The following is a 21,517-nucleotide window of genomic DNA, read 5'->3' as shown; positions in this document are numbered from 1 at the left end:
CGAGCCGGCATGGGATCCACGCATCGCGGGCGACGCCTGCGCTGCCTGGAGGCCGGGCTGCTCGTGGGGCTCGCGTCCCTCCTCTCGGCGTCCTGCGCGCCGGGCGAGCCCGAGCGCCCCGAGAACGCGGTCGTCATCGGCGCCCTCCTGCCCTTCACCGGCAGCGAGTCGGCCATCGGCCGCAACCTCGAGCAAGCGATGCTGCTCGCGATCGAGCACCTGAACGCTGCGGGCGGGCTCGACGGGCGGCCGTTCGACCTCCGGAGCCGGGACAGCCACTCGAGCGCGGAGCGCGGGATCCACCAGCTGGCCGCGCTGCTCTACAAGGATCAGGTCGACTACCTGGTGGGGCCCGAAGAGAACGACCTCGCCAACGAGATCTCGCGGGACGTGAAGGAGCTCGACCGGTTTCACATGCTGCCGGGGTATGCCGCCCCCCCCATTGCGCGCAGCGAGAGGAAGGGGGGCTGGATGCGGCTCGCCCCGACCCCGTTCGACATCGGCTGCGCGCTGGCGAAGGACGCCATTCGCGACGGCATCCACACCGTGAACAGCCTCGCCGCGTGGGACGACTACAACGCCAAGGTCAACAGCGAGTTCACGACCAACTTCGCGGGGCTCAGGGGCAGGCCGCTCCCGTCGGTGCCGCTCACCGCGGGCGAGCATACCTACACGGACAAGATCGCAGCCGCCTTCGATATGCACCCCGACCGCACGCTCCTGGCCGCCTTTCCTGCCACCGCCTCGACCGTCGTGACCGAATGGACCGTCGCCGGGCGCCCGGGCGCCTGGCTCCTCGGCCCCGCGCTGCGCGCCGACGCGCTCCTCGCCAACATTCCTGCGGGCGTCCTCGATGGATACTCCGGGGTCTCGCCCTCGCTGAGCCTGCGGAGCGAGTGCCAGATCGTGGACGAAGCGGAGGAGAAGGTCGAGTGCGCGACCGGGAACGCCGCCGCCTTCATCGAGCGCTTCTCCCGCCGGTGGGGCGGGGAGGTCCCGTTCCCCGCGGCGCACTTCTATTACGACGGCGTCGTCCTCATCGCGATGGGCCTCGTGTACGCCCAAGCGACGACCGGGGTGATCCCCGACTCCGGAAACGCGCTGCAGAAGATCATCCGCGAGCTCAACAGCCCCGACAACGAGCCGGCCTCATGGCGGGATCTGAAGACGGCGATGACCAGGCTTCGCGAGGGGGTCCCTGTCCGGTACGTGGGGGCGGCCGCGGAGTACGAATTCGACATCTACGGGGCGAACAAGCACCACTTCATGCAGAAGTGGACCATCCGCGACGAGACCTTCGTCGATCTCGACCCCGTCCCCGTCACCTGCAGCGTCAGGAAATGATCTCGCGGCGAGCGTGACGTTCACGCAGGAGTGCGCACGATCGACGAGCCACGGACGAGGAGGAGCAGCTCATGGGGCGGATTGGACGATGGAGTACGACGGTCCTCGGTCTCGCGCTGGCGACGGCGGCGTGCGGGTCCGACCAGCCCTCCGGCGCGGACGAGCAGCTCACGCCCATCCAGCGAGCTCCGATTCAAGACAACGAGTTCACGCCCGTGGAGCTCGAGGACACGGTCGACCGCCTCGTCGCCGAGATCAACGCGGGCTCTCTACGGCCGATGCGGATGGCGGTCGTGCTGAAGAACGCCGCCGGCTTCTGGGCGCCGGTCGTGACGGCCGCGACCCGGGCCATGGCGGAGCTCGGGGTCGTGGGGAGCGTGATCGGGCCGATCGCGCTGTCGGAGGACGGCCCCGAGCCGGACGAGGTCCAGAACGAGCAAATCGCGCAGGCGGTGGAGGACGGAGCGGAAGGGATCGGCCTCGCGCCCTTCGGCGACCTCCAGACCACCGCCGTCGACGAGGCCGTGGCGAACCGGGTCCACGTCGTGACGCTCGACAACGACGTGGCGGCCTCGAAGCGCTCGATCTACGTCGGGACGCTCAACGAGTCTGCCGGCGCCACGGCGGCGGATACCCTGCTCGCGATGCTGCCCGAGGGCCCGGGGACGGTGATCCTCCACGGCAGCACCAACGAGGCCGGGAGCGCCGGCCTGGAGCGAACGCAGGGCGCCCACAACAAGCTCGAGGCAGCCGGCTACACGGTCATCGTGGGCCAGGCCCACTGGGACCTCTCGGGCGAGACCGAGGACGTCGAGTGGATGACGGCCGAGATCGAGGCGGCGGACCCGCCCGTCGTGGGACTCCTCGGCCTGTTCAACGTCTCGTACCGGTGCGCGATGGCCGCGGAGGCCGCGGGCAAGACGGATGTCCCCATCGTCGCCTTCGACTTCGATCCGATGACCGTCGAGTACATGCGCCAAGGGCGCATCCAGGCCACGCACATCCAGCGGCAGTACTACCAGGGTTATCTCGTGCCCTACATCCTCTACGGCATCAGGAACCTCGGCCTCGAGGCGACCAAGAAGATCCTCGCCCCGCAGATGGTCGACGACACCCGGGTCAACACGGGCCTCGACGTGGTCCGCGGGGACAAGGTCGACGCCTACAACGACTTCCTCAGCTCGATCGACGCGAACCAGTAGCGGCGCCGCGGCCCGAGCGCACGGCGTCCGAGCTCGCCCATGAGCTCACGCGCCCACACTGGCGTCCAGTGTGGGTAAGGAAATTCCTGTTGCAAATATGAAATAAGCTACGTACCGTCGGGGGCGTAGGGCAAATCTCCGTGCGCCTGTCCGCGCTCCTCCGGGGGGCTTCCGACGGCGCCTGGACATGCCTCTGTCTTACGTGGGGGCGCGGATGACGTACGCTCTTGGATTCGACCGTTCCTTGCATCGGGTACGCGCTGCCGCGCCGGTCGCCTGATGCTGGACGCCGGCGCCGTCTCCACGCCCTCGACGCCCGACCGGCAGCGCGCCGGGCGCGCCGGCGTTCCCCTCGGCATCGGCGTCAAGCTCGCGGCGGCGACCGTGGTCGTCCTCACCAGCGTCACCGTGCTGGTGGCCAATCAGATCATCGAAAAGACGCGGGACGATCTCGTGTCGGCGAAGGCGAACGCCGCCTCGATGATGGCGGACCTGCTCTCGGGGTCCCTGACCGCGCCGCTCGATTTCGGCGATCGCGACGCGGCGCAGGGTGAGCTCGACCAGCTCCGGTCGAACAGGGCGCTGATCGGCGCGATCGCGTGGGGCAGCGACGCCGAGCCCGTCGCCAAGGTCGGGGCTCCGCCGGAGGGCCTGTCGGTCTTCATCGCGCGCGGCGCCGAGAACCAGGTCCTCGAGCGCGAGATCCGCGTCGCCCGCGCGGTCGTGCGCGACGACGGGCGGCGCCTCGGGACGCTCGCCGTCGTCTTCTCCCTCGACGCCGAGAACGCCGCGTTCGCCGCGGCGCGCCGCAACATCCTCGAATACGCGGGGCTCGTCGGCGCGGTGACCGCCTTCCTCCTCCTCGGGTTCGCCCGGTGGCAGATCGTGCGCCCGCTCTCGCGGCTCGTCGACGCCGCGCGGCGCCTCGGCGAGGGCGACCGCACCGTCCGCGTGCACGTCCGCACGAACGACGAGCTCGGCCGGCTCGCCGACGTCTTCAACGCGATGAGCTCCGCCATCCTCGAGCGCGAGGGCAAGCTGGAGATGGCCACGGAGAGCCTCCGCGAGCTCTTCGACAACATGCGCGAGGCGATCGTCGCCTTCGGCCCCGACGGCCAGCTGGGCGTCGAGGCCTCGAGGCAGGCGAGGCGGCTGTTCGGCGAGCGCGCCGAGGCGGGCCGCCACGTCGCGGAGCTCCTCTACGGCGACGAGCCCCTCGGCGTCGAGAGCCAGGCGCTCCGGCAGTGGATCGACGCCGCGTTCGGCGCGGAGCTCGACCTCTTCCCGGAGGTCGCCGAGCTCGCCCCGCGCTCGCTCTGGTTCGAGCGAGCGCCGGGCGACCGCAGGTTCCTGCGGCTCGAGTTCTGCCCCGTCGTCTCCGGCCAGAAGGTCGCGCGCATCATGCTGCTCGCGACCGACGAGACCGAGCTCCGGCGCCTCGAGGCGAGCGTCAAGACCAAGGACGAGGAGCACGCGCGCCAGATCGCGGCCATGCGCCGCCTCGTCGCCGGCGGCGGCCAGGTCTTCGTCCGCTTCGTCGAGATCTCGCGCGAGCGCGTCGCCCGGTGCGCCGAGATCCTGAGCGCCGGCGGGCGGCTCGGCGCCGCGGACCTCGACGAGCTCTTGCAGCAGCTGCACACCCTGAAGGGCGAGGCCCGCTCGTTCGACCTCGAGCGCCTCGCGGACGAGGTCATGACCCTCGAGGACGAGCTCGCCGCGGTCCAGGCGCGCGCGCGCTCGGAGGACGAGCTCTCCGTCGACCTCGGCGCGGCGGCCTTTCGCGCGCGGCTCGAGCGCGTCGCGGAGGAGCTCGCGCGCGCGCAGGAGGCGTTCGTCGACGCGTCGCCCGTGGGCCGCGCGGTGCTCGACCAGATCACGGTCCGCCGCACCGACGTGAGCCGGCTGGGCGAGCTCCTCGCCGGGCAGGGCGGCGAGGCCGCCGAGATCGCCCGCCGCCTCGCGGCCCGTCCGTTCGGCGAGGTGCTCGCGGCGCTCGTCGAGCGCGTCCCCCGCTGGGCCGAGAAGGAGGGCAAGCGCGCCCGCCTCGAGATCGAGGGCCGCGAGGTCCCCGTCCCCGCCGATCTCGCCGGCTTGCTCCCGGGCGTGCTCATCCACCTCGTGCGCAACGCGATCGCCCACGGCATCGAGGCCCCCGACGCGCGCGTCCAGGCGGGCAAGCCCGAGCTCGGCGTGATCCGCGCCGTCTGCGCCGAGGCACAGCCGCTGCCCACGATCGTCGTCGAGGACGACGGCCGGGGGCTCGACCTCGGCGCGCTCGCGGCGCGCGCCGGCGTCGACCCGACCGATCTGCGCCGCGCGCGCGAGCTCCCGTTCGCCCCCGGCGTGAGCACGAAGGGCGACGTGAGCGACCTGGCCGGCCGCGGCGTCGGCCTCTCGGCGGTCCGCGCCGACCTCCTCTCGGTCGGCTGGCACATCGAGGTGGACGCCTCGCGCCGGACCGGGACGGCGTTCGTGATCCGGCCCCGCGACCGGGCCGTTCCCCTCAGCAACGGAGATTGAACCGATGGCACACGGCGGACGCATCCTGGTGATCGATGACAGCGAGATCGTGCTGATGCGGATCCGCGTCGAGCTGTCGAGCGCCGGCTACGACGTCGTCACGACGACGCAGCTCGTCGGCACCGCCCGGCACCTGCGCGGCTGCGATCTGGTCATCATCGACTTCTTCATGCCGGGCCTCGACGGCGGCGCCGTCCTGCGCTCGCTCAAGGCGGCGGTGCCCGCGGGCGAGCGGCCGCCGCTCTTCTACCTCTACACGACCGACGCCAAGGCCGGGGCCCAGTACGCGGAGCTCGGCTTCGACGGCGTCTTCGGCAGGAAGGGCGATCTCCTCGCCCTCACGCCGCAGGTGGAGGCGGCGCTCCGCATCCGCAAGCTCTCCGGCCTCGCCCGCGCCAAGGAACGCAGGGCGTGACGCTCTGCCGGCGCGCCTTCGTGCTCGGCCTCCTCGCCGCGGCCGCCCTCGGCCCGCGCCGCGCGCGGGCCGAGACGGCGACGGCGCCCTTCGACGTGCAGGCGGAGATCGTCACGCGCATCCTGCCGTACGACCGGGGCTTCCCGGAGCGGGTGAAGGCGCAGGTCTCCTTCCTGCTGCTCACGAGGGCGGGCGACGCGGACTCGGCGAGCGCCGCGCACCAGATGCGGCGGGCGCTCCTCGACATCGGCAAGGTGCGCGACCGGCCGATCCGCGTCGAGGCCATCGAGTACTCGAGCGCGCCCGATCTCGCCGCGGCGTGCCGCGCGCGCGACATCCACGTGGTCTACATCTCCTCCGGGCTCGCGAAGGACATCGCCGCCATCCGCGGCGCGCTCGCGGACACCGGCGTCCTGAGCTTCGCGGCCGTCGAGCCCTACGTCGCGCAGGGCGCCGTGCTCGGCGTCGACGTCGCGAACGGCAAGCCGCGCATGAGCATCAACCTCGCGCAGGCCCGGGCCCAGCGCATCGATTTCCCGGCGTCCATCCTCAAACTGGCAAGGATCTACTGACGTGCGCTCGCCCCGTTTGGCACTGCTCTGCACAGCGTCGCTCGCGTGGTCGGCCGCCGCCTCGGGCGAGGCGCGGGCCGAGGACGTCAGCTCCCTCCTCGAGATCCTCGAGGAGAACGTCGTGTCCGGCGCCTCCCGCTCCGCGGAGCGCGCGAGCGACGCGCCCGCCATGTCGTCGGTGATCACCGGCCGGCAGCTCAAGCTCTTCGGCATCCAGCGCCTCGCCGACGCGCTCAACTTCCTCGCCAGCGGCGTCTTCGCGCACTACCGCATGTCGGCCCCCGAGGTCGGCGCGCGCGGGGTCGCGCTCGCCCTGGACGCGAACAGCCACGTGCTGCTCGTGCTCGACGGCATGGTCGTGAACGAGCAGGGCGGCGGCACGGTCTTCCTGCACGACATCCCGGTCGACGTCATCGACCACATCGAGGTGATCCTGGGCCCGGGCTCCGTGCTCTACGGCGCGCAGGCCATGCTGGGGGTCATCAACGTCGTCACGAAGAAGGCCGCCGACCACCAGGGCCTCCACGCCTCGCTCATGCTCGGGGCGTCGCCGCCGCTCGACGAGTCGGGGAACATCAGGGCCCCGACGGTCGACAGCCCCGGGGGCGAGAACACGGTGGCGCTGAGCCTCGGGCGCAGCTTCACGCTGCTCGGGCAGCCCGCGGGCGTGGTGGCGGCGGCCGACATGCACACGTTCAAGGGCCCGCACTTCGCCTTCCCGAGGCAGCCCATCCCGGTCGGGCCCGACGGCGCGCCCTCGCTGGATCTCGGCTCGCACGCCGAGCCCGGCACCTGGGGCGGCCCGGTGAAAGAGCAGTGGTTCCGCCGCAAGGCGGGCGCGTACCTGCGCGTCGACGTCGGCGACCTGAGCGCCGCCGCGCAGGTGACGCGCTCGGTGTGGGCGGCGCCCCAGATGGATCTCTACGAGAACCGCATCGGCGCCTACGACGACGCGCACAACAGCAACACGCAGTCGCTGTCCCTGGCCAGCGTGCGCTACCGCGCCCGCTGGAGCGAGCGGCTCGAGGGCGTGGCGCGCGCGTATTTCGGGTACAGCCGCCTCCTGCGCTCGCGCTACGTCGTCGGCCACGACGCGCTCGTGCCGGGCGTGCCGATCTCGCTGATGGAGCCGGAGCAGTGCCCGCGCGGGCCGTCCGGGCCCTGCCGGAAGGAGGCGCTGTTCCTCTCGCGCTGGGTCGGGCTGGAGCTCCAGGCGGTGGTCGACTGGACGGGCGACGGCGCCTTCTCGACCCTGGCGGGCGTCGACGGGCGCCTCCGCACGTCCGCGTACGAGATCGTCGCCTTCGACGAGCTCACGGGCAAGAGCTACGGCTCCGACCCCGCGCTCACGCGTTGGCACGGCGGCGGGCACCGCCTCGAGGACGAGGCCGCGCTCGGGGCCTACGTGCAGCAGACGCTGCGCCCTTTCCGGCCCATCGCGCTCAACGCGGGCATCCGGATCGACCTCGACTCGCGCATCCCGCTCGAGCACCTGCCGTCCGCGATCTCGCCGCGCGCCGCGCTGATCGCCGAGCCGGACGATCGCGTCTCGCTCAAGCTCATCTATTCGAGCGCGTTCCGCGCGCCCAGCTTCGTCGAGCTCTACATGCTGAGCGGCAGGCTCCTGCCGGACCCGGGCGGCCTCAAGCCGGAGAAGGTCTCGTCGGTGGAGGCGGTGTCGTCGTTCCGGACCGGCGCGTACGCGATCACGGCCGGCGGCTTCGCCTCGACCTGGCGGGACGTCATCGAGCTCCAGATCGTGAAGGCCAAGGCGCCCAGCGTCTCCAGCTTCAAGAACGTACCGGGCATCCGGAACTACGGCGCGAACCTCGGGTTCGAGGCGAGCTTCCTCGATCGGCGGCTGCGCGTCGGCGCGAACTCCACGTTCGCGGTGACGCGGCGCCGCATGTCGGCGACGCAGATCAAGGACAACGCGAAGTTCGGCGTCGGGGACGAGGTCCCCCTCACCGTCGCGCCGTCGGTGTACGGCAACGCGCACGTCTCGTACGAGATCGGCGCCGGCGCCGTGTCCCTGGCGGCCGCGTACATGGGCCGCCGGATCGCGGATCAGGCGTATTACGGCGGCAATCCGTCGAACCTCACCCCGCGCCCCGAGGTGTCGCCGCAGCTCGAGCTCCGCGCGGCGCTGACGGGTGCGTTGCCCGGGGTGAAGGGCGCCGGGTACACGCTCGGCGGTCAATACGCGTTCTCGGCCTACGAGCCCTACGTCGTCGGCCCCAACCAGGGAAGGCCGCGCTACCTCGTGGAGCAGGGCCCCAGCGCGGATTTCGCGCTGACGAACCGGCTCACGGTCTTCGCCGGGATCGAGCTTCACCTGGGCGGCGATGACGCCGCCGCCGGCCCGCCCGCGGCGGCCGGGCCCTCCTCCCGCGCGACGGCCTCGCGCGCGCCCCTGGGAGGTTTGCCGTGATGAAGAGACCGCTCCTCTCCTCGTTCCTCGTCGGCGCGTCGGCCGCCGCGTGCCTCCTTTCGTGGGGCTGCATCGAGGTCGGCCACCCCGTCGAGGTGGGCTGTTACGTCGAGGTCGACAACCCGAATTGCGTGGACACGGGCGTCTCGGCGAGCTCCTCCCACGCGAGCGGGACCGCCTCGACCGGCGGCGGGGGCGGCGGCGGCGCGGACGCTGACGGCGGGACCGGCGGCCATGGTGGCGACGGCGGCTCCGGCGGGACCGGCGGCCATGGCGGCGACGGCGGCGCTGGCGGGACAGGCGGTCACGGCGGCGACGGCGGCGACGGCGGGACAGGCGGCCGTGGCGGCGACGAACCGTGATGGACACCGAGCGTCGACAGCCAAACATCTCTCACCCAATCGCACTATCGTTCTTGTCTGCTCTCTTGGTTCTCGAGTGTGGAGGGGGTTCATGCGCTATCAAACATTCTCCGGTGTTCTCCTGGCAGCCAGCCTGCTCGCCTGCAGCGAAAGCGAGAGCGCGACGGGTGAGCCGATCACCATCGCCTACATCACGCACAACAAGTGCAATCGGTTCCACGACCTCGGGCGCGAGGGCGCCAGGCAGGCGAGCACGGAGCTCGCGGCCACGAGCGCGCGCCCGGTCGAGGTGAGGATCATCGATCCCGAGTGCCCGGAGCTCGACGAAAACGGCGATCCGCGCGTTGCCGACGACGAGTGCTACTTCTCCCGGCCGCAGATGGCGGAGCTGGAGAAGGTCATCGACGCGAAGGTCGACGCCATCTCCGTCGACGTCTTCGACGGGGTCTGCGAGAACGACCTCATCAACCGGGCCGTGGACGCCGGCATCAAGGTCGTCACGTACGGCGGCGACGCGCCGGACAGCAAGCGCCACACCTACTACGGCATGGACAACAAGGCCGCTGCCGCCTTCCTCATGGACGCGCTCGCGACCATCAACGGGAAGACCGGCAAGATCGCCTTCCAGACCATGATGGAGGAGAACAACGACGGCGGCTACACCCCCACCGCCGCAGGGACCTTCATCGACCGGACCGCCGGCTTCTCCGAGGCGCTGAAGAGATACCCGGACATGACGAACGCCGCGACCCTCCCCTGCCTCTGCTGCGACTACAAAGACCCCTTCTGCACGCAGCAGGCGGAGCAGGCGCTGGAGGACGACCCGGAGATCACCGGCTTCTTCTTCTCCTACAGCAAGCTCCTCGGCGAGCCGGACCTCGAGGCCAACGCGCCGCTGCTCGCCGAGAAGGCGATGGCGAAGGAGATCCACTCGGTCGCCTTCGACACGCTGCCGGAGTACCTGGATCGCATGCGCGCCGGCTACGTCGACGTGCTCCTCGGCCAGAAGCTGTTCGGCTGGGGCTACGACACCGTGATGCTGGCGTACGACCTGGTCACCACCGATCGGCGCGTGGACCCCTTCACCGACGCTGGCTGGTACGTCGTCTGTCCGAACAACCTGGACGAGTTCGAGCGCAATACCCAGGCGATGGATTACCGGACGCCCCTGTCCGACTGCGACCTGCTCCCCTGAGCCCGGGGGGCGCCGCGCGGCAGGCGACGCCACGCGACGCGCGCCGCGCTTGCTCGCTGCCTGCGCCTGCGCGGAGAGGCTGGCGCGCCGCGCCGGGCGCCCTCGACAACGAGGCGGCGTCGTCGATTCCGCCGCTCGCGCCCGCGGCCAGTGGCTATCATGTGGCAAGCTCAGGCCCGCGCGCTTGCCGCCGCCCGACCTCGAAGGAGCCACCATGAACAAGGCCGTGCCGGGATGAAGGAGACCAGGGGCAGGGACCACCAGGAGGCGAGCGGCGGGCCCGCTCAGCGGATGCTCGACGCGACGCCGGCGATCCTGTGTGTCGTGGACATGAGAGAGCGGCGGCTCACCGCGCACAACGCCGCCCTCGCACGCGCGCTCGATTGCTCCGACGAGGAGCTCTCGACGCGCGGCCTCGCGGCGCTCTCGGCCCGCATCCACCCCGACGACCTCGCCGGCCTGACCGCGCGCGCCGAGCGGCTCTCGTCGGCGCGCGACGGCGAGGTCGTGGAGGGCGAGCTGCGGGCGCAGGGGCGCGGGGGGGAAGAGCGGCTCTTCGCCGTCCGCGCCGAGGTCTTCACGCGCGGCGAGGACGGCGCCGCGCGCGAGATCTTCCTGTCGGCCGAGGACGTGACCGAGCGGCGGCGCCGCGAGCGGCGCCTGCTCCGGAGCGAGGCGCTGCTCGCGGCGTTCTGCGAGCGGGCGCCGGTCCTGCTCTACGCGAAGGACGGGGACGGCGCCTTTCTCCTGGTGAGCCGCTCGCTCGAGGAGATCGTCGGCGCGGCCCCGGGCAGCATGGTCGGCAAGACCGACAAGGACTTCTTTCCGCCGGAGGTCGCGGCGATTTACAACGATGTCGACGCGCTCGTGCGCAGGAGCGGCTCCCCGTTCGAGGCCGAGGATCCCGTGCCGCACGCCGGGGGCGAGAGGACGTATTTCACGATCAAGTTCCCGGTCTGGGGCGAGGGCATCCCGGAGGGCTCGATGGCCGGCGTGTCCCTCGACATCACCCGCGTCAAGGAGGCGGAGCGCGAGCGGGAGGCGGCGCGGGACGAGCTCATCGCGGCGCAGCAGGACACGATACGGGAGCTCGTCACGCCGCTCCTGCCGATCGCCGAGGGCGTCCTCGTCATGCCGCTCATCGGCTTCTTCGACAGCGCCCGGGCGGGCCGCATCATCGAGACGCTGCTCCAGGGCGTCGAGCGGCACGCGGCCCGCATCGCGATCATCGACATCACCGGCGTCAAGGCGGTCGACGAGCGCGTCGCCGAGATGCTGGTGCAGGCCGCGCGCGCGGCCGGGCTGCTCGGCGCCGAGGTCGTGCTGACCGGCATCCAGCCCGCGATCGCGCGGACGATGATCGAGCTCGACATCGACCTGCGGGGCCTGGTCACGGAGGGCACCTTGCAAGGCGGCATCGCGTACGCCCTGAAGCGCCGGTGACGGCCGGCCGGCCGCGCACCTCCGCAGGGCCCGCGCCTCCGGGCCCGCGGGGCCCCGCCGCGGGCGAGCTCCCGGCCCCGCCCGCGCGAGGCGCTCGCTCGCCGCTCACCGCGGCTGCTGCATGGCGAACGCGATGCCGCTCTGGAGCGAGCCCAGCGTGACGATGCCCCGCAGGTCGACGCCGAGCGCCACGAGGACCTGCGCGACCTCCGGGCGGATGCCGGTGAGGACCATCTGCGCGCCGAGCAGGCGCACGGCCCGCGCCGTCTGGACGAGCGCGTCCGCGACCTGCGTGTCCACGCCCGACATGCCCGTGATGTCGAGGATCACCACCCGCGCCTGCTCGGCGCTGACCCCCTCGAGCAGCCGCTCCAGCACGGCCGCGGCGCGCCCCGGGTCGACCGCGCCGACGAGCGGCATGACGACGGCCCGGTCGCTGATCCGGAGCAGCGGCGTCGAGAGCTCGCGCAGCGTGGCGGCCTGGACCTGGATCACCTCGTCCTTCAGGCGCACGCGCTCCTCCTCGGCGCGCTTGCGCTCGGTCAGGTCCGCCGACACGGTCGCAAACGCCGTGGGCTCGCCGGTGACGCGATCCTTGATGACGAACGAGTTGTAGAGGACCGGGATCGGCGCGCCCGTCCTGAAGTGCCGGAACTTGAACTCCCCGACCCAGCGCCCGTGCTTCACCGTCTCCGGGAGGATGTGCTCCGTGGCATAGCGCAGGTCCTCGGGGAAGAAGAAGGAGCCGATCGTCACGCGCGAGAGCTCGTCCGGCCGCAAGCCGACGAGCTGCATCCCCGCCTCGTTGAGGTACTGCGCCTCTCCTTCCATCGAGGCGATACCGATGAAGTCCGCGCTGTTCTCCACGACCGCGGCGAGCCGCGCGCGCTCCTCCTCCACCCTGCGGAGCCGCGCCTCGCGCTCGCGCAGCCGCTCGAGCTCGTGCCTGTGCTCGGCCAGCGCCTGCTCCAGCCCGAGGACGCGCTCCCGCAGCGCCCACGCCTCCTCGCCCTCCATGCCCGTGTCGAGCTGGCCATTCATCGCCATCGCGCTGTCACCTCATGCGTCGTGCTCGCGCAGGCGCGCAGCGCCGCGGAGCGACCGCCACGCACCGGCGGAGTCCCCACGATCGCTGGCCGGGCACGCCAGCCTGACGTGCCGTGTGCCCGAAGCGCAACCCGATGATACGCGACCGATCGCCGTTCGATCCATCGGTAAAATTGCAAGAGCAGCGCTCATCGCCGGTCCTCGACTCGCCCGTGCGGGCGCTCACGCCGGGCGAGTGTTCGTACAAGCTTCGATGAAGGATGTGACGCCTCCCCATGTGGTAACTTCGGCGCATGACCAGCGCGAGCGTGACGCTGCCAGTCCCGGTCGCGGCGCCGCGCCGGGAGGCCGCGGGCGCCCGCCTCATCGAGTTCTTCCTCGTGGGCGGCGCGACGCTCGTGCTCTTTCCGCTCGCGTGGCTGCTCCGCCGGGCGGTCGGGCTCGACGCCTCCGAGCTCGCGATCGGCTTCTTGACGTTCCACGCCGCGTCCGTGATCAACGATCCTCACTTCGCGGTCACGTACCTGCTGTTCTACAGGGACGCGCGGCGCCGCGCGTTCGACGGCGCGCTCCCCCCGGCGCAGCGGGCCCGCACCGTCGTCGCGGGGCTCCTCGTCCCGCTCGCGCTGCTCGCGTGGGCGGCGTTCGCGCTCTCGACCGGCTCCGCGCGGGCGATGGGCTTCATGATCCAGCTCATGTTCCTCCTGGTGGGCTGGCACTACGTCAAGCAGGGCTTCGGCGTGCTGACGGTGCTGTCGGCGCGGCGCGGGTTCCGGTTCAGTCCGCTGGAGCGCAGGGTGGTCCTCGCGCACTGCTTCGCGGCCTGGGGCTATGCGTGGGCGAGCCCGGCCGATCCGGGCAGGGAGCTCGAGGAGAAGGGCGTGGTCTATACGTCGATCGCGCACCCGCCGGCCCTCGAGCCCATCGCCGGCGCCGCCTTCGCGCTGAGCGCGCTCGCGCTGCTCTGGGTGCTCGCGCGGCGGTGGCGAGCGGACCGGCGGCTACCGCCGCTCTCGCCGCTCGCGGGGTTCCTCATCACGGTGTGGCTCTGGACGGTGTACTCGAGCCTCGACCGGCTCATGATGTACGTGATTCCGGCGCTGCACTCCGTCCAGTATCTGTATTTCGTCTGGCTCCTGAGGCGGAACGAGGCGCGCGACGCCGAGGGCCCGCCGCTGTTCGGGAGGCCCACCGGCCTGCGCCTCGGCCTCCTGGCCGCCTCCGCCGTCGGCCTCGGGTGGGTCGTGCTCCGCGGCGCGCCCGCGCTCCTCGACGGCGCGCTGGTGCTGAGCACGGGCGGCGGCGAGGCGATGGCCGGGCTGGGCCCGACACCCTACCTCGCGGCCATCTACGTGTTCGTGAACATCCACCACTATTTCATGGATAACGTGATCTGGCGCCGGGAGAACCCCGAGACACGGTATCTGCTGCGCCAGGACGACGCGGGCGGCGCGAGCGGCTGAGCGGCGAGCTCGCGCCCCCGCGCCCGCGTCACGCCCTCCGCTTCACCACCGCCCCCACCGCGCGCGCGGCGAGCCAGACGACGGACGCCGCGGCGCCGATCGCGCTCGCCGCCGCGAGGGAAGCCCGCATCAGCGCCGGATTGACCTTCTCCGGCCGGTGATCGGGCAGGTACGGGTGGAGGGCGCGCGGCAGCACCCACGCCTCGCTCCCGGGGCCCTCGCCGCCGATCGCGCGCACCGCGCGGGCGATGCGGCCGCGGGGCTGCACGCGGGTCTGCACCCAGGGGATGAAGCGGGCGATCGGGAGGCGGCCAGGCGCCTGCCGCTCCATCCAGGCCACCGTGCGCCTCAGCTCGTCCGCCGTCGCGGCGGCGCTGCCGTCGCCGTCGAGGCGGTGCCACTCGCCGTGGCTGGGCAGGAGCCACGCGAACCGGAGGTGGCCCGCCTCCGCCAGGGCGACCAGCCGGCGCACGGAGCCGGTCTGGCGCTCCCAGTCGTGCCAGCACTGGAGCCGGAACGCCATGATCTGGCCGAGGCGGCGCGAGTAGGCGAGGTGATCGCCGGTGAACAGGAAGCGGCCGCGGTACAGCAGGCACATCGACCCCGCGGTGTGGCCGGGCTGCGAGAGCACGGCGAGCTCGGCGCCGGCGAGCGCTGCGTCGGCGAGCGGCGCGCCCTCGAGGGTCATGGGCTCGGGGCGGTCGGGGAGCTGGATCTCCACGTCGGTGGTGACCGCGGTGTACGCGCCGCCGCGCGCGCTCACGTCCGCGTAGCCGAGGATGCGGCGACAGCCGGGAAAGCGGGCCGCGAACTCGGCGTGGTGCGCGGTGTTGTCACTGTGGGTGAGGAAGAGCCACCGCACGCCGCCGTGCTCCTCGAGGAAGCGAAAGATGGCCTCGCTCGGCTTGGGCAGGTCGACGAGCACGTTCCCGCCGGGGCGCTCGATGAAGTAGGCCGTGGCCCCGACGGTTTCCCTCGAGGGCTCGCCGAGCGCCCAGACGTCCTCCTCGATGCGGCGCGGCCAGGTGCTGAAAGGAGCGCCGAGCTCGCCGGCGCGAGGGCGCGCGGCGGGCGGCTTGAGGCGCAAGGCGTGGACCGGGCAGGAGGCCACGGCCGTGCGCGCCGCCTCGAAGTCGGCCCGGCTCCGCGGCTGGCGCAGGACGCCCGTGAACGCCCCCTCCTCGTACGTGCCCTCCAGCACGGCGGGGCCGCGGCGCTTCACGTCGCCGTCCATGGCCTCCCAGTGCGCGGGCGCCACCTCGCCCAGGAGCTCTGGCGCGAAGTTCCTGCAGACACCGACGCCGCAGCAAGCTCGCGTGACGTGCAGTCGTCCCCAATCTTCCCCATCGATGCCGTCGGTAGGCGTGTTGTTCATGGGCGCGCAGACTATCACGCTCCACCCGGGCCGCCATGGGCGCCCAGCTGTCCGAGCCGGTGAGTAATCGCACCGAAGCAGACCGAGCGCTGCCGCTCCGCCGCCCTCCCCGGTCGTCCAGGTTGTACACACCCGCGGTTCGCGCGAGCAGCTTTACGACGCTGCGGCGGCGCCCGTCATCCGCCGCGCGCTCCCGCCCCGGTGACCCGGGTCCTCTCCGGCGCCGGCGAGGCCGCCGCGCCGGCCGCCTCCTCCTTTCAGGCGCCGAAGGTCTTCGACCTCTTCTGGCCGCAGGTGGAGGTGATCACCACGTCCGCGGCGTCGCGCCCGCGGGCGCTCGGCGCGCGCCTGATACGAGTCACGTTGTTGCGCGCGTCGAACCTGTGCCACTGCCCACCAAGATAGGCCTCCAACCAAACCGGGGAGTCCATGGCCCCGTGGAGAGGACGCACGCCGATGTCGCCGAGGCATCCAGCGCACTACCGGACTCAATTCGCACCCGAGGTGATATGCCGATGAACGAAATCACAGATGGCCCGCACGCGAGCCCACGGACTCGCCCATCGCGGGCTCGCCTCACGGACGAGATCGAATCGAGTGGCGCGGGGACATACTCGCGCGACAAACGCGGTTCCGGAGTCGTCGGATTCGATGCCGCACAAGCGCCAGGTCGCCCGGCTGGACACCGGGACCGCGGGCGCCGAGGGGTGAGCGCCCCTCCCCGGAAGAGACAGCTCGCACCACGCCCGAGCAGCCACGACGCGAAAAAGCGTCGCCTCGGCGAAATCGGCGCATGCTGCGCCGATATGCGTGGTGCCCTGCCGCATCTTTCTGCTATACATTGGCGCACACGCAGTGAAGTTGTCGGCGATGCCGTCTGGCCCATCGACCAGGCCCGGCAAACACGGCCGTCATGCGACGTTCGAGGCAACTTTCGCACAGCCGTGGGATGCACGCGCGTCTCGTGCCTTCCACCGTCGGAGGAACGTCGAGATGACTCACACGTGCACGCCGAGCATCACCGCCGCGCCGGGCGAAGCGACGCAGGGCGACAGCCTTGCCTCGGCCACGAGCTCGCGCGCTCAGCGCGGGGAGGTACAGACCGTGAAACCGTGGTTGTCGCGCGTGGTGGACGGAGTGGAACAAAGGCTCTGTTGGCGCTTCCAGGTGCACGGGAGGAGCGATGTCACGTACGAGCCGGCGAGCGGCCAGCACGGCCCGTTCGATCGCGACAGGCAGCGGCACCTCAAGGCGGGTGAGACGTTCCAGCGGCTCGACCGCTCGGGCTCTCCCCGGAAGTACGGCGGGCTCGTCTGGCAGCCGAAGCGCTCGATCGCTGGCTCATGCCCGTGAGCGCCGGCTCCACGGGAGCTCGGCCGCCGGGCCGTCACGGAAAGACACGTCACCCGGTCCACACGCAAGGGCCGCCCACGGAGCTGTTCATCACCGCCATGTCCACCCCCCAGAAGCCAGTCGCCTCCGCCCTGTTGCTCGCCACCGCTGCCCCGCTCAACTTCCGCGCCACGTCGCGCGACCGGAGCGGCTCGACGCTCGGGGTGCTGCTCGACGCGTCCGGCGCTCAGCAGCACCTCGTGATCGAAGAGGGCGGCCCGGAGGGTACCTGGATGCTGTCGAGCGCGTTGCCCCCCGGCCACGCCTCCTTTCTTCTGTACGAGAGCGCCGCCAACGTGCTGCGCGGCGGAAACTTGAGTGAGGACGGGACCATTTCGTACCACGGAGCGCTGTACACGATCGAGACCTCGCTCGACGGGAATACCCGTGCAGCGAAGGTGAGCGGCAGCGTGTGATCGGCCGCCGGTCGATCGCGCTCACCGGCCGGATCGATCCGCAGGCGCTCGTGCGGTGTCATCGCCGTTCTCCGGGTCGGGGCGGCAAGCGCAGCGACGACCGTCAACGCAGCTGATGCAGAGCGCGCCCCTTCAGGGCGTGAACAATCCCGTGTAGCTTTGTGCCCGGGCCAGGGTCGCTCCTCGATACCTGTTCGGCGCCTCTCGCGTGTGCGATCCCATGTACGCGGCGACCTGCACGCTGTAGTACCGCCCGCTCTCGAGCACGCCTTCCGGCACCTTGAAGCTGGTCTCCGCGATGTCGGCGCTGAGCACCGCGCTGCGCTCGCTCAGCACCGCCCCGTCCGCGTCCCGAAGGTCGTCGTGCAGCACGATGCTCACCTGATACCCGTCCGGCGCGCCCAGATCCGGCGGCTCGAAGGTGAGGGTCGGCGTCGCGCCGGTGCCCTCGAGCGCCGCGTCCGCGGGCAGGCTCTTGCCGTCGAGCCGCAGGTCCCTCGGCAGGCCGAGCCGCGGCGCGATCGCCACGCCGTTCGCGTCCTCGGCCTTCAGGATGATCGAGATGAAGCCGCGCAGGACCTCCTGGCGCGCCTCGACGGGATGCGTCGTCCGCGTGCGGAACAGGACGCTCACCTCGACCAGCTCCATGCCCCTCGCCGCGTACGGATTTCCATACGCATACGTCGCCGCGTGATCGCCGGGGTGGACGGTGATCAGGGTGTCGTCGCACCCGTCCGGGCAAAGCTCTGGGTCGCACGCGCCGTCCGCGGGATAGCAGACCGCGTCGGCCGGCGCGCGGCCGCTCGCGACCTGCGCGTGGAGCAGCGTCGGCGTCATCCCGTAGATGGGCACCCCCTCGCCGGGCTCCTGGTACAGGCTCAGCGAGGTGCTCGTGCTCGAGAGCGCCGGCGGCGCGTGCGCCGTCACCTGCGCGATGAACTGCGAGATGCGGAGGTCGGCCGCGAAGCGCGACATCGCGAGCGGCGCGAACGCCCCGGCGAGCGCGGCCGCCTCCCCGTCCTGCATGATCACCTCCCGGGTCGAGAACGACGCTTCGGCCGCGCGGTAGGTGAACGAGGACCAGGGATCGCGCGGGTCCGGCTGCCCCGAGGGCGGGGCCACCTGGTGCTCCACGAGCTGGGTCGCGTGCAGCACGTCGCCCTTGTACCCATCGACGAGCGGCGCCTCGCCGTCATGCGATGACGGATAGACGCTCTCGCGCCAGTTGAATGTCCAGCCCGAGAAGGCCGTACCCCCGTCGGCGGGCGCGCCTCGTGCCCCCTCCCCCGGCTCGAGCGCGGCGAGCGCGTCGACATTGAAGCTGTAGAGCTCGATGCCGTCCTGGAGCGGCTGGATCACGTCGCCCTCCGCGTCACGGGTGACCTGATGCCAGGGCGTGAGCCCCTGGGCGGTGAGCGCGACATCGAGGTCCTGCGTCGCCTCGCCGCCGTCGGGCCGCCCGGCGAAGGTGCGACCGAAATCGACGGTGCGCGCCGTGGTCTGCAGCATCGTGTGGACCACCGGCGCGTCCTCCGCGCGCTCGTCCGGCGCGGAGGTCGTCACGAGCCAGTACGCCCCCTCGGGCACGTCCGGGATCTCCCAGCGCGATCCATCCGCGGACAGCGCGCCCGCGAACGCCTGAACTGCGCCGTCCGCGGCGAGCACCTGGGCCTCGACCGACGCGAACCCCGACATGTCCCGGTCCGCGATGAGCTCCCCGCCCTCGGTGACGTACCGATCGGTCAGCTCGAGGATCACGCCCCCGAACGACGCGCCGCCGCTGCCCCCGCCGGCTTCGGGGGGGCTCGTGCCGTCGCCGCCGCATCCCGGCGCGGCCTCAAGGAGGGCGATCACCAGCATTGAAGAGACTCGATGGATCTTGCGCATCGTCCCAGTAAACGAAAGCGGACCGGAACAGCGCAAGCGGAAAATTCCATCATGGACGCCCACTCGGGTGATTCCACCCGGCGTGCGTTCCTCGGGAGGCGGCGCGCGGTGCGGGGGCGAAGGGGGTAAACATCGCCCAGGACGCCCGATGTCGGCTTTGGTAAGATGCAACGAGGTCCGGGGGGCGGGTCGCGTGAGCTGACCCGACGGCGACGCGTGGACGGCGCCGCCGCCGGCCTCGAGCGGTCCAGACGCACCGGTGACCGTGTCCTCGGCAACATTAACCGGTTAAGTTTGTGGGCCCGACAGCGGCCGAACGCGCCGGCGCGGACACGCGCATGCGGGAGCTCGGTGAGCCCTCGTGCAGCTTCCCCACGCCTTCGGTTGACAGGCGGTGACGCGACGCAGTACCGCGCCGGAGCGCGCACGAGGTGAAACCGGCACGAAACCGACGACGGCTCCTCGCGTCGGAAATCGCCATTGACGCTGAACCGATTCAGATCTTACTTCTCGCCCCACCACTCGTACCCTTCGCAGGGAAGACACCATGAATCTTAACCAGCTCAGCCCACGCCTGTGCGCCGCGTTCCTTCTGTGCTTGGCCGCCGCGTGCGGGTCGTCGAACGACGGCACGCCGCCCGGAGACAACCCGCCCGGAGATACCCCGCCGGACGACAATCCGCCGGACGACAATCCGCCGGACGACAACCCCCCGGACGACAACCCCCCGGACGACAACCCGCCCGGCGACGATCCGGAGTTTCCGGACACGCCCCGAGGCAAGCTGCTCGAGGACCTCTGGACCTCGTCTCGAGCCGGCAAGTTCCGGTTCGGGTACGAGCACAGCATCCTGTGGGGGCTCTACGATCCCGGCGCGATGGGGCTCATCTCGACCAACGACTGGTTCGCGACCTTCGCGGGCGCGGCCAGCCGCGACGAGCGCGCGTGGGCGTCGGACGCCGGCGCGACCGTGGGAGAGAACCCCGGGCTGCTCGGCCTCTCCCTCGACGCGATGGTCTTCGACCCGGTCGCCTGGAATCGGCGCGACGTCGCCGCCGCCGCCGTGGCGTACACGCTGGAGCAGCCGGGCGGCATGGTGGCCATCGACTGGCACACGCCCCCGTGCAACTACGACATCGCGAGCTCGGACTTCGCGGCCGACATCGCGACGCCGCTCGCCACCATCACGGTCGACGGCGAGAGCGTCCCGATCCACGCCCAGGGCGGCGGCACCCCGTTCTACGCCGAGACCTACTATTCGGCGTCCCTGAGCTCCGGCGCGGACATCCCGGAGAACCTGAAGTGCGTCTGCAAGATCGCCAATGACGTGCCGATCGCGGAGGGGACCTTCGCCGGGATCTCGGCGCGCGACTGGCTCGTTGCCCACGCGAAGTACGTGGCCCAGTTCTTCCGCGAGCACGGGCTCGACGGCAAGCCGGTCGTCCTCAGGCCGTTCCACGAGCACACCGGCGCGTGGTTCTGGTGGGGTCAGCCCTACTGGAACTGCCAGGCGCTGCTCGGCGACGATCAGGCCGTCACCGGCCCCGACGCCTACCGCGCCGCCTACCGCACGTTCGCCGAGGCGATCCGGAGCGAGCCGGGGATGGAGAACGTGATCTTCGCGTACTCGACCGACAAGCTGCGGAAGCTGAGCGACAGCGAGGTGACGCCCGCCGAGGCGAAGATCCGAGATCCGGAGAGCCTCTCCCGCGACCTGCTCCGGGCGCGCCTCGTCGAGGAGCTCTCCGAGCTCGGCGCGGCCTACGAGAGCCCGCCCCAGCAGGCGATCCTCGACCACGACGCAGAGCCGCCGTCCGAGCTGCTGGAGGCGTACTACCTCGAGGCGTATCCCGGGGACGACCTCATCGATATCCTCGGCATCGATCTCTATTACCCGTACGAGCGGGCGGCGTCCCCGGCCGACCTCGAGGACATGAAGGCGATGGCGAGCGCCGTCGCGGCGGTCGGCGAGGCGAAGGGCAAGCCCCACGCGCTCAGCGAGACGGGCACCTACCGGCTGCACCTCCTGCACCGGATCAGCAAGCTCGCGGCGGGCCAGTCGCTCACGCTGTATCCGGCGGACCACGTGCGCCGGTGGTACGACACCCTGTTCGATCAGGGCCTGAAGGCCGAGTTCCTGGACAACTACGGCCTCGGCGCGGCGTCCGCCGTCGCGCTCTCCTCGACCGAGGTGACGAGCCTCTTCCCGGAGGCGGGGCAGGGCGCCGTCACGGAGGACTGGTACAACGAGCACCTGCTCGAGATCGCGAAGAGCGCCGGCGTCTCCTACGCGCTGACGTGGCAGACCTACTATGACGGCAGCGGCTTCGACGACAAGGCCGTCTACTATTACGTCCCGTTCCCGGGCCACCCCGAGGCGGACAACTTCCGTCGCTTCGCGGAGGACCCCGCGGTCTGCTTCGGCGTGGCGGCGTGCGAGTAGGCGCCTTCTG

17 protein-coding genes are annotated in these 21,517 nt (G+C 71.5%); 13 read left to right on the top strand and 4 right to left on the bottom strand.

The genetic code is table 11. The annotated features are described in order from the left end of the window. Positions 1-9: 9 nt before the first annotated feature. The 9 genes from WME83_RS06215 (at position 10) to WME83_RS06175 (ending at position 11,484) form a co-directional block, all read left to right on the top strand. Positions 10-1,344, top strand: coding sequence for an ABC transporter substrate-binding protein (locus tag WME83_RS06215; RefSeq protein WP_437318332.1), 1,335 nt, complete (start codon positions 10-12; stop codon positions 1,342-1,344). Positions 1,345-1,415: 71 nt separating this feature from the next. Then, positions 1,416-2,546 carry a sugar ABC transporter substrate-binding protein gene (locus tag WME83_RS06210; protein ID WP_437318331.1) on the top strand — a complete coding sequence of 377 codons (1,131 nt, stop codon included), beginning with the start codon at positions 1,416-1,418 and terminating at the stop codon, positions 2,544-2,546. A gap of 279 nt (positions 2,547-2,825) precedes the next feature. Next, complete coding sequence (locus WME83_RS06205; protein ID WP_437318330.1) at positions 2,826-5,066, top strand: HAMP domain-containing protein; 2,241 nt, start codon at positions 2,826-2,828, stop codon at positions 5,064-5,066. Between the two features lie 4 nt (positions 5,067-5,070). Beyond that, positions 5,071-5,481, top strand: a complete 411-nt coding sequence (locus WME83_RS06200; protein WP_437318329.1) for a response regulator — start codon at positions 5,071-5,073, stop codon at positions 5,479-5,481. Further along, positions 5,478-6,053, top strand: a complete 576-nt coding sequence (locus tag WME83_RS06195; protein WP_437318328.1) for a YfiR family protein — start codon at positions 5,478-5,480, stop codon at positions 6,051-6,053. Before WME83_RS06200 ends, WME83_RS06195 begins: the two co-directional genes overlap by 4 nt. 1 nt (position 6,054) lies before the next feature. Further along, the gene (locus tag WME83_RS06190; RefSeq protein ID WP_437318327.1) at positions 6,055-8,484 is read left to right on the top strand and encodes a TonB-dependent receptor plug domain-containing protein; all 2,430 of its coding nucleotides are present in this window, start codon (positions 6,055-6,057) and stop codon (positions 8,482-8,484) included. Further along, on the top strand, positions 8,484-8,846 hold the full coding sequence (locus WME83_RS06185; protein WP_437318326.1) for a hypothetical protein: 363 nt from the start codon (positions 8,484-8,486) through the stop codon (positions 8,844-8,846). The genes WME83_RS06190 and WME83_RS06185 overlap by 1 nt, the downstream gene beginning before the upstream one ends. A 91-nt stretch (positions 8,847-8,937) precedes the next feature. Further along, complete coding sequence (locus WME83_RS06180; protein ID WP_437318325.1) at positions 8,938-10,041, top strand: substrate-binding domain-containing protein; 1,104 nt, start codon at positions 8,938-8,940, stop codon at positions 10,039-10,041. A 234-nt stretch (positions 10,042-10,275) separates the two neighbouring features. Further along, positions 10,276-11,484 carry a PAS domain-containing protein gene (locus WME83_RS06175; RefSeq protein ID WP_437318324.1) on the top strand — a complete coding sequence of 403 codons (1,209 nt, stop codon included), beginning with the start codon at positions 10,276-10,278 and terminating at the stop codon, positions 11,482-11,484. Positions 11,485-11,589: 105 nt separating this feature from the next. On the opposite strand, the gene WME83_RS06170 is transcribed toward WME83_RS06175, so the two are convergent. Continuing rightward, positions 11,590-12,531 carry an STAS domain-containing protein gene (locus tag WME83_RS06170; RefSeq protein ID WP_437318323.1) on the bottom strand — a complete coding sequence of 314 codons (942 nt, stop codon included), beginning with the start codon at positions 12,529-12,531 and terminating at the stop codon, positions 11,590-11,592. Positions 12,532-12,824: 293 nt separating this feature from the next. On the opposite strand from WME83_RS06170, the gene WME83_RS06165 reads away from it, so the two are divergent. Next, positions 12,825-13,994, top strand: coding sequence for a hypothetical protein (locus tag WME83_RS06165; RefSeq protein WP_437318322.1), 1,170 nt, complete (start codon positions 12,825-12,827; stop codon positions 13,992-13,994). Positions 13,995-14,022: 28 nt separating this feature from the next. Here WME83_RS06165 and WME83_RS06160 read toward each other — a convergent pair whose 3' ends face one another. Both WME83_RS06160 and WME83_RS06155 read right to left on the bottom strand, forming a co-directional pair. Beyond that, complete coding sequence (locus WME83_RS06160) at positions 14,023-15,369, bottom strand: MBL fold metallo-hydrolase (RefSeq protein WP_437318321.1); 1,347 nt, start codon at positions 15,367-15,369, stop codon at positions 14,023-14,025. 257 nt (positions 15,370-15,626) lie between these two features. Next, a complete protein-coding gene (locus tag WME83_RS06155; protein ID WP_437318320.1) occupies positions 15,627-15,800 on the bottom strand; it encodes a hypothetical protein in 174 nt (57 codons plus the stop codon). A gap of 673 nt (positions 15,801-16,473) precedes the next feature. Here WME83_RS06155 and WME83_RS06150 point away from each other — a divergent pair. Continuing rightward, the gene (locus WME83_RS06150; RefSeq protein WP_437318319.1) at positions 16,474-16,722 is read left to right on the top strand and encodes a hypothetical protein; all 249 of its coding nucleotides are present in this window, start codon (positions 16,474-16,476) and stop codon (positions 16,720-16,722) included. A gap of 98 nt (positions 16,723-16,820) precedes the next feature. Next, positions 16,821-17,177 (top strand): hypothetical protein, encoded by a 357-nt coding sequence (locus WME83_RS06145; RefSeq protein WP_437318318.1) that lies wholly within the window; start codon positions 16,821-16,823, stop codon positions 17,175-17,177. A 132-nt stretch (positions 17,178-17,309) separates the two neighbouring features. Here the strand turns inward: WME83_RS06145 and WME83_RS06140 are convergent, their stop codons facing one another. Continuing rightward, positions 17,310-19,031: a hypothetical protein gene (locus WME83_RS06140; protein WP_437318317.1), complete on the bottom strand. Its 1,722-nt coding sequence runs from the start codon at positions 19,029-19,031 to the stop codon at positions 17,310-17,312. Positions 19,032-19,611: 580 nt separating this feature from the next. On the opposite strand from WME83_RS06140, the gene WME83_RS06135 reads away from it, so the two are divergent. Then, on the top strand, positions 19,612-21,507 hold the full coding sequence (locus tag WME83_RS06135; protein WP_437318316.1) for a glycosyl hydrolase: 1,896 nt from the start codon (positions 19,612-19,614) through the stop codon (positions 21,505-21,507). Positions 21,508-21,517 lie beyond the last annotated feature (10 nt).

The sequence above is a fragment of the Sorangium sp. So ce385 genome (assembly GCF_051474135.1).
In the GTDB taxonomy this organism is placed as follows: domain Bacteria; phylum Myxococcota_A; class Polyangia; order Polyangiales; family Polyangiaceae; genus Sorangium; species Sorangium cellulosum_D.
This window is presented reverse-complemented; position numbering and strand designations above follow the sequence as displayed.

Excerpts from the sequence above, each read along its gene's own strand:
- WME83_RS06135 (WP_437318316.1), top strand. The coding sequence starts at position 19,612 with ATGAATCTTAACCAGCTCAGCCCACGCCTGTGCGCCGCGTTCCTTCTG.
- WME83_RS06200 (WP_437318329.1), top strand. The coding sequence starts at position 5,071 with ATGGCACACGGCGGACGCATCCTGGTGATCGATGACAGCGAGATCGTG.
- WME83_RS06170 (WP_437318323.1), bottom strand. The coding sequence starts at position 12,531 with ATGGCGATGAATGGCCAGCTCGACACGGGCATGGAGGGCGAGGAGGCG.
- WME83_RS06175 (WP_437318324.1), top strand. The coding sequence starts at position 10,276 with ATGAAGGAGACCAGGGGCAGGGACCACCAGGAGGCGAGCGGCGGGCCC.
- WME83_RS06185 (WP_437318326.1), top strand. The coding sequence starts at position 8,484 with ATGAAGAGACCGCTCCTCTCCTCGTTCCTCGTCGGCGCGTCGGCCGCC.
- WME83_RS06215 (WP_437318332.1), top strand. The coding sequence starts at position 10 with ATGGGATCCACGCATCGCGGGCGACGCCTGCGCTGCCTGGAGGCCGGG.
- WME83_RS06165 (WP_437318322.1), top strand. The coding sequence starts at position 12,825 with ATGACCAGCGCGAGCGTGACGCTGCCAGTCCCGGTCGCGGCGCCGCGC.
- WME83_RS06180 (WP_437318325.1), top strand. The coding sequence starts at position 8,938 with ATGCGCTATCAAACATTCTCCGGTGTTCTCCTGGCAGCCAGCCTGCTC.
- WME83_RS06155 (WP_437318320.1), bottom strand. The coding sequence starts at position 15,800 with ATGGACTCCCCGGTTTGGTTGGAGGCCTATCTTGGTGGGCAGTGGCAC.
- WME83_RS06205 (WP_437318330.1), top strand. The coding sequence starts at position 2,826 with ATGCTGGACGCCGGCGCCGTCTCCACGCCCTCGACGCCCGACCGGCAG.
- WME83_RS06160 (WP_437318321.1), bottom strand. The coding sequence starts at position 15,369 with ATGAACAACACGCCTACCGACGGCATCGATGGGGAAGATTGGGGACGA.
- WME83_RS06210 (WP_437318331.1), top strand. The coding sequence starts at position 1,416 with ATGGGGCGGATTGGACGATGGAGTACGACGGTCCTCGGTCTCGCGCTG.
- WME83_RS06145 (WP_437318318.1), top strand. The coding sequence starts at position 16,821 with ATGTCCACCCCCCAGAAGCCAGTCGCCTCCGCCCTGTTGCTCGCCACC.